Source organism: Methanoregula sp., from assembly GCA_041645435.1.
Lineage (GTDB): Archaea > Halobacteriota > Methanomicrobia > Methanomicrobiales > Methanospirillaceae > Methanoregula.
The window spans coordinates 65102-72737 of the sequence record JBAZQB010000008.1 but is presented as its reverse complement, the minus strand read 5'-3'; the positions used below and the strand labels follow the sequence as shown (position 1 = coordinate 72737).

General features: G+C 50.9%; 6 protein-coding genes. 3 read left to right on the top strand and 3 right to left on the bottom strand.

The window, feature by feature from the left end:
• Positions 1-309 precede the first annotated feature (309 nt).
• From WC593_14445 to WC593_14435, 3 genes are all read right to left on the bottom strand, one after another.
• Positions 310-1371, bottom strand: coding sequence for a zinc ribbon domain-containing protein (locus tag WC593_14445; GenBank protein ID MFA4826348.1), 1062 nt, complete (start codon positions 1369-1371; stop codon positions 310-312).
• A 187-nt stretch (positions 1372-1558) separates the two neighbouring features.
• Positions 1559-2299, bottom strand: a complete 741-nt coding sequence (locus tag WC593_14440; GenBank protein MFA4826347.1) for a protein phosphatase 2C domain-containing protein — start codon at positions 2297-2299, stop codon at positions 1559-1561.
• An 85-nt stretch (positions 2300-2384) separates the two neighbouring features.
• Positions 2385-4403: a serine/threonine-protein kinase gene (locus tag WC593_14435; GenBank protein MFA4826346.1), complete on the bottom strand. Its 2019-nt coding sequence runs from the start codon at positions 4401-4403 to the stop codon at positions 2385-2387.
• A 579-nt stretch (positions 4404-4982) separates the two neighbouring features.
• Between WC593_14435 and WC593_14430 the strand changes: the two genes are divergently transcribed.
• The 3 genes from WC593_14430 (at position 4983) to WC593_14420 (ending at position 7623) form a co-directional block, all read left to right on the top strand.
• On the top strand, positions 4983-6095 hold the full coding sequence (locus tag WC593_14430; GenBank protein MFA4826345.1) for a RyR domain-containing protein: 1113 nt from the start codon (positions 4983-4985) through the stop codon (positions 6093-6095).
• Positions 6096-6436: 341 nt separating this feature from the next.
• Positions 6437-7042, top strand: a complete 606-nt coding sequence (locus tag WC593_14425; protein MFA4826344.1) for a chromosome assembly protein — start codon at positions 6437-6439, stop codon at positions 7040-7042.
• 2 nt (positions 7043-7044) lie between these two features.
• Positions 7045-7623, top strand: a complete 579-nt coding sequence (locus WC593_14420) for a hypothetical protein (protein ID MFA4826343.1) — start codon at positions 7045-7047, stop codon at positions 7621-7623.
• Positions 7624-7636 lie beyond the last annotated feature (13 nt).

The window sequence follows — 7636 nt, the reverse complement described above, 5'->3', positions numbered from 1 at the left end:
CTCATCCCCCCCTCATTTTTTTTAATCGACCCTTGATTGCATTTTCCGGACCCTCACGCCGGAGAACAAAAAATTTTGTAGCATGTACATGCATTTTGTCGGATAATTATCCGATAATCGCCTCACCAACTGACACCCCATGCACGCGATTGAAATTTTTCAGGCAGACTCTGACCAAAAAAATTCCGGGAAAAAGAAAATTGTGCTAAGAAAATTCGCACCAAAAACGAACAAAAAAAATGACACCGGGTCCTGCTCAGGCACACTCCGGCATGCATGAGGGATTCACCCGAACGGGATACCGGCTTTTCACGAAGTTTTCCGCCCACATTGCGGGCAGAACTTTGCATTGGGTATCAGGGGGGAACTGCAACTGCCACACACAGGAGTGATCTTTGCCCCGCAGGTTGTACAGAACTTCGCGCCGGGTTTTGCCGTAGTCTTGCAGAGCAGGCACATGTACCGGGGGGGTTGCGGCGGGGGTTCTTGTACGGTCTCTTGTACCGTCTCTTTTTCCGGTTCAACCGGGCGCTCATGGACCGATTTTATCGTTGATGAGGTGATGACGCTGTCCCTGATACTGATACCCGTATCCGGCCCGTCGCCCCCCTCCGTTTTTATCGTGGATTTCGTGACAACGGAATCTTTTACCGTTGTGCTTCCGCCACCTGCCGATTCGATCGTAGAACCGGTGACAACGGCATCCTTGACAATATTCCCCGTGCCGAGATTGATGGCTGCATCATTGCCGGCATTGATAATGATGGTCTGGGGTGCCCTGTCAGCATCTTTGGCGGTAAGCGGAAGGCTGGAAAACCATTCAAGGTCGACACCGGCACTGGAAATGGCATCGCCGATCTTTTTTGTGTTCTCGTCCCATTGTTTCTTCAAGTAACTGCGTATGGTATCCCGGATTGCTGCGTCGCCAAGGATCTCATCCATATGCTGTTTCATGGACACGGAATATTCCTTGAGCAGCGTTAAGGTTTTTTCATCCTTGGACCGGATCTTCTTTGCAATCTCGCCTTTTGTAAGGATCCTGAAATAACTGTATTTCTCGATGGTCTCGTAGGCCTCGATCTCCCTTACACTGAAATACCCGGCACCTTCGAACTGTTCGTTGTTCTGCCGGAATGCCAGCGCAAGGAGCAGGAGAGATGCATCAAACCGCGATAAAAAAACGGCGTTTAAGTCTTTGAGAAATGTCCCGCACTCCCCTTTCCGGTACCGTTCGGCATTTGCTTTTATCTCATCCCAGAGTTTCTGCCGCTTCTCATACGTTTCATTACGGATCGGCAACCCCGTGTCGAGAACGCTCTTCGATGGTTTGAGGAGATTGTCAATACACTCGCGATTGCCTTCTTTGAACATAGCGGTACCGTCCGGTTCTATATCTTCTGATCTGCGATGGAGGGGAGAACTCTGCCGATGAAAATACTATAGGGGTTCATAAATATAGGTTCTTTGGCACGGTGTACGGTCCCTTGGGAGATATCCCCCTCTTATGAATTGACCGTTCCTGCCGGGATAATCCCCTGCAATTATAACGGGGAAGCAATCAGGATCCCGGTGCCGCCCGGATCACAATAATGGTGGTATTGTCCCGGTTTACCTGCCGTGAACGTTCGATGAGGGCTGTGCAAATCCGGTCTACATCTCTCTCTTTCATGGCAAGGGATATCTCCTCATCGGAGAGTGCATCGGTGAGCCCGTCTGTGCAGAGCAGCAGGGTGTTCTTCTCCATGCGGAACTCCACAATATCCGGGTGTACCGGTATTTCACTGACAACCCGGGTAACCACATTCTTATCGGGATGCAGTCGTGCCTCTTCCTGGGTTATCAGTCCTTTCCTGAACATTTCCTGGACCAGCGAATGATCTTTGGTTATCTGGACAAGCGTGTTCTCTCCCCGGTACGCCCGGCTGTCTCCCGCATAGGTAATAACGCCGTCAGATGCATCATTGATGAGAGCAGCAACGAGGGTTGTTGCCATTTCTTTGTGGTCCGGGTTCAGTGAATTATCGTCACCGATGGCTTGGGCAGCTGCTGCAAATCCCTTCGTTAAGATCTCCGTCATCTGCGCAGGGGTGCAGGTCATACCCCTCGGCGCAAGCGTCCGGACCGTGTCCATCAGGGCCGTGACCGCAATCCGGCTTGCAACTTCGCCGGCAGGCAACCCTCCCAGGCCATCTGCTACCGCAAAGGCTGCAAGGTGATCGCCGATCTGCTGCATATCGAACGCATCCTCATTTCTCGGTCTCCCGCAGATGTGGGTTCTGCCGCACCAGGTGAGGTTCATGGCGATTCTCCGAAAATAACCGGTCTCATCTCTGTGTTCCGGGGAAGATCCCCCCTCGTGGGGAGTGCTTCTGGCTCTGCGCTCATCACAGGGTGGTCAACCCCACCCCGATCTTGTGGGCGATCAGTTCGGCTGCCTCAATAATTTCTTCGGGCACTTCCTCCATATCGTTATCCAGGCGGATACGGATCTGCGCAGACAGTTCTTTTACCCGCTCTTTGACCTCGCCTTCGGAATAATTGACAAGATCGGTTGCGTATTTGTAGGCTTCACGCAAATCTCCGCTTTTTAAGTTGGCAAGGAGCAGCTTGCTGCAGTACTCTGCAGACTGCCGGAGATTTTTTGCCCCGATACTCATACGGAGGGACTCCTGGTAATCGATCTTGAGGAATTCTGCCAGGTCCTTTTGCAGCGCGATCACCGACGGGTAGCGTTTGGCAGGATCTTTTTCAATGCACCGGAGGATGATCCCCTCGATCAGTTTTGCATCCGGGTTGAGATCCCCCGGGGGCTGCGGGATTTTTGTGGGGATACTGGCGATGATATCTATCATGCTGTCACCGGTAAAGGGTAATGTCCCGGTCACCAGTTCGTATAAGATGACCCCGATCTGCCAGATGTCCGTCCGCTGGTCCTTTGACTTGTTGGTCACCTGTTCCGGAGACGCGTAAAACGGGGTGAATGATGCAGTGGTCACTGAAGAGACATCGGTGACGATCTTGGAGAGTCCCCAGTCCGAGATCTTGGGAATCCCGTTTTTTATCAGGATGTTCTGGGGCTTGAGATCGCGGTGGATGATATGGAGGGAGTGGGCGTATTTGAGGCCTTCACAGACATTGAAGATGATCCAGGCCGCTTGTGCTATCCCCATGGGTTTTTTGAGTTTGTCAAGGGCACTGTCGCAGAGTTCCTCCTCAAAATAGGGAAACGGCATGATATTGTAATCATAGATTTTTACGATGTTTGGGTGGCTGAGTTTTGTCCAGTTCTGCATCTCGGCGATGAACGATTTGCCGGTTGATTCATCGAGATCGATAGGCACTTTTACCGCCACATACTGACCGTCTTTTCGTTTTGCCTTAAAGACCCGGGCAAACCCCCCTTTCCCGATAAATTCCGATTCCCTGTATTTTTCCGTCATTTCCGGAGGCAGCGTTCGCATGGTGACGGGGCCCGAAGTCATAGGGGGCTGTGAGGTCCGTGGTGTTACCGGAGGAGTTGATGATGGCTGCATATCCTCTTCCGGTTTGAAGATGTGGGGCGTACTGGACTGGGGCTGGACATCGATCCAGAAGTCACTGGTCCTGGTGTAATCCCGGTTGTTGCCGTCCTTGTAATGCAGGGTGACTTCGATAGGGATATTGCCCTGCGTCTTTGGCATGATACCGATCTCAACGATCTGTGTACTTCCCGCCTCAACCGTGATGGGTTTGATCCGCCGGGTCTCAAAATCACTTGAGAAGCCAAGGGTGACGAAAAACGCGTGCGCTTTTCCGGTATTGGTGATCTGGATCTCCATCTTATGCCAGGTTGCGAGGTTCAGGTACAGGCGGCTGAGGGAGATGGTGAGATCCGGCGTTGCGGTCTGCAGGAATTTCTCCATGGTGGTGACCGTTTTTTTCAGGGATGACGGATTGTACGTATTCATATCCGGGTTTGGCGGGTCCGGTATTGTTCCGAACCGTCCGACCATTGCCAGGAGTTCCTGCGCTTTTTCCATCAGGGCGGCATCTATCCCCGCAGTCGGGCTTTCCTGTCCCATCACTCTCCCGCACCCGTTGCAGAATTTCGCATCTTTACTGATGACCGCACCACAGGAAGGGCATTTGCGGGATTCAAGAAGCGGTGCCCCGCAGTTCCTGCAGAACTCCGGGTTTCCCGTGATCGGGATATTGCATTTCGGGCACTTCTTCGAGGGGACAAGGGATTTTCCGCAATTCCTGCAGAACTCCGGATTCCCGATAATGGGTGCGTTGCAGTGGGGGCAGGTGCGCCCCGGCATCCGGGCACCGCAGTTCACACAAAACTGCATGGTTGACAGTACATCTGCTCCGCAGGAAGGGCATTTGTGATATTTTACGGTATTTGCGTAGCCTGAGTCCATGGCAGTTCCCGGAACGGTTGTTTTCAATCATAATCTTGATCGGGAGTTAATAATGCTAACGAATGGGGGGTGTAACCGAAATGCCTGACGAGCTCATCCGGAAGGCTGAGATTATCATGCACAACGTTGCCCCGGGGTTCGGGAACAGGGCGGAAGGAAGAGGATAAATCCTGGAGTTGACGGAATGCGTCAAACTGACTTTTGAAACAGGGGTTTGTTTTCGATTCACTGAGTACAGGATATCTTAATGCCGATCCTGCATCCAAAAGGTACCATTAGGGATCATTTTAACCTGACAAACGGGGGTATTTTGTTATAAATCGCTCAATAATTGCGTATTTCCAAATACCTGATCCAGAATTCCCGATTTTTGAGAATATATTCAGATCTGGTATAGCCCCTGAAACTGTAAAGAGCCCATTTCAGGCGTATTTTGGCAAAATGAGCCAGTTTTAAAAGAGGGAAGTCTCATGCCCCTCCATGAGTGGGGAGAGGTAAGGGCAGGTGAGGCCCCCCGGCATCCATATCCTTATTATCCCGGGATATAAGTGAAGATCAGATACAACAAGGGACCTGTTTATGGATACGCTGAACCTGGTATCCGAAGATATGTACCGGACACTGTTTGATTCCCTTCCCGCGATGGTATTCATCACCGATACCACCGGCACACTCGTGTGGCACAACCACTTCTTTTCAGATTTCTTCGCTCTTTCCGGTGCTTCTGCAACCGGGAAAAAGGTATCCGCACTCTTCCACGATAACGACGGGAGTAGCATTGACTGCGCGGAAGTTGCCGCATCCGGGATGATGAGAAAAGGGGTGATGAAATCCCTTCGCATGCCCTCATCGGAAGAAAAAACCCTGAAGCTGGATTATTTTCCCCAGAGGGATGCTGCGGGTGAGATACGAGGGGTCATCGGGTTTGGCCTTGACATAACCGAACAGGTGCAGATGGACCAGATCAAAGGGCACGTGTACCAGCAGATAGAAAAGAACATAGAACAGTTTGCGATTCTTGGCGATCACCTGCGAAATCCCTTAACGGTGATCATCGGCCTCTGTGACGGGATGGCGGATCAGGCACGTGCCGAGAAGATCGTCACCCAGGCAAAACAGATCGATTCGATCATCGACCGTATCGATAATGGCTGGATCGAGTCAGAGAAGATCCGGGATTTCCTGAAAAAATATTATGACGTGGGCGTTCGCGGTACGCACGAGCTGGTTGCCCGGGCGATCCATGAAGAGTACCGTGCCCAGCAGGTAAAAGCAGGAATCGACGAGGCCAGCAATCCCTCGATGCGGCCATGGCACGAACTCCTCCCTCATTTAAAGGAGACCAATATCCAGCAGGCGGAAGATATTGCCCGGAAATTATCGGCAGTCAACTGCGCAATCAGTATCGCCATTGGTGAGGGCAGCCCCTCATTTGCGTTCACCGGTGCGGAAGTCGAACTGCTTGCAGTGCCTGAACACGAGCGGTGGATGAAGGAGAAGCAGCAGCGGGGATGGCGTTACGGCCCGGTCCGGTCGGATTACGACCGGGTGCATGACTGCCTTGTGCCGTGGGAAAAACTGCCGGAGACCCAGAGAGAAAAAGATCGCAACGCGATCAGGGTTTTGCCGCTAATTCTTGCAAAGGTCCACTTAAAGATCGTCCGGTTGCCGGAAAAACAGGTTTTTTCCTGAACTACGGCGATAATTAAGAAACGTAAAACAAGTAAAATAAAAAGCGCACACTATTCAGGGCCATCTATTCAAATGATGCATATACCCGGGAATATTCTTTTTGAGAACTTTTATTGAGAGGAAAACCGTACGACCTGTAATAACGGGTTCTTTTCCTTACGAATTGTTTCAGGATATCCAAAGACAGGGGACTACCCGGTTAAATCCTCCCTTTCAGGAGCAATAATAACTCATAAAATTTTAATAACCCCCTCTCTTTGCTTTTCCGGTCCCTGATAAAATCCCCGGCTTTGAACAAATTATTTAAAGCTAGGTCTATAATATCGAGTTGAGGATACACAATGGGAGTTCTTGACTTTATTCGAGGAAATTCTGTCGACCGGCTGAAAACCCGTGAGCTGAAGGAAGAGGAGATGCGGCTCCAGAACCACATTGAGCTTGCCCGGAAGGATATCCAGAAGATCGAGAAACAGAAGAAGGATCTCTTCAAGCAGGGTGTTGGCGCTGACCTGATCAAGAAGAAGATGCTCGCCCAGCAGCTCAAGCACCTCGATATGCAGGCCCAGCTGAAGATCAAGGCGTTCATGACCATGCACAAGCAGTTCATGTTTGTCTCCAACCTTGTGATTGTCAAGCAGTACGAGAAAGAACTCAAACAGAGCCCGATCTGGTCAAAGATCACCAACATCGAACCCTCAAAGTTCGAGAATGCGTTGATCAACGTGAACCTGAAGGGCAAGAGCTTTGAAGAGGTTCTCAACAATCTCAACAATGTCTTTGAGATGTCCCTGTCCGATTCCAGTCTTGAACAGTCCACGGACGATACCGAGAAACAGCTCCTCGATGCATGGAGCGGTGTCGAGACGGGTGCAATCGATGTTGAGGATGCCCAGAAACTGATGTCCATGGAAAAACAATTAGAGAGCAAGGACACCGAGGGGAGTTAACCGTGGGATTTTTATCCTCTCTTTTCGGGGGAGGAAATCCCATCGATACGTTCAGTCTTGACGAGCTCAAGGTCACCGAGATCCAGCTGAACAAGAAAGTCGAAGAGATCCACGCGGAAGTCCGCCGCATAGACCAGCAGGTCCAGCACACCTACGACCAGGCAAAAGCATCCACCTCGAAATCCGAAGAGGTCAGCTATGCCCGGCAGATCAAGACCCTCCTCCAGAAAAAGGAGATGAAACTCTCATCGTTAGGACAGATCGATAAAGATCTGCGGGCAGTATCAAACCTTCTCATCCTCCAGGAACGCGAAAAGGATCTCCCGGCAGATGTGGTGAGGAAGCTCAAAAAGCTCGATCCGGAAAAGATGGAGAAATACCTGATCGGGAAAAAGCTTGACACAATGAATGATGACGCACAGCTCAATGCGATCATCGATATGACGTCCAGCACCATGGAAGTCGGAGTGGAAGAAGAAGACGATATCTCTGATATCCTCGATACCATACGGTCCGGTAAAGAGGGCACGGAAACCGTATCTTCTGAACCGGCGAAAGTCAAGAAACCCGAACTCGAATAATTTTTTTTGTCCT

Excerpts from the sequence above, each read along its gene's own strand:
- WC593_14445 (MFA4826348.1), bottom strand. The coding sequence starts at position 1,371 with ATGTTCAAAGAAGGCAATCGCGAGTGTATTGACAATCTCCTCAAACCA.
- WC593_14440 (MFA4826347.1), bottom strand. The coding sequence starts at position 2,299 with ATGAACCTCACCTGGTGCGGCAGAACCCACATCTGCGGGAGACCGAGA.
- WC593_14435 (MFA4826346.1), bottom strand. The coding sequence starts at position 4,403 with ATGGACTCAGGCTACGCAAATACCGTAAAATATCACAAATGCCCTTCC.
- WC593_14430 (MFA4826345.1), top strand. The coding sequence starts at position 4,983 with ATGGATACGCTGAACCTGGTATCCGAAGATATGTACCGGACACTGTTT.
- WC593_14425 (MFA4826344.1), top strand. The coding sequence starts at position 6,437 with ATGGGAGTTCTTGACTTTATTCGAGGAAATTCTGTCGACCGGCTGAAA.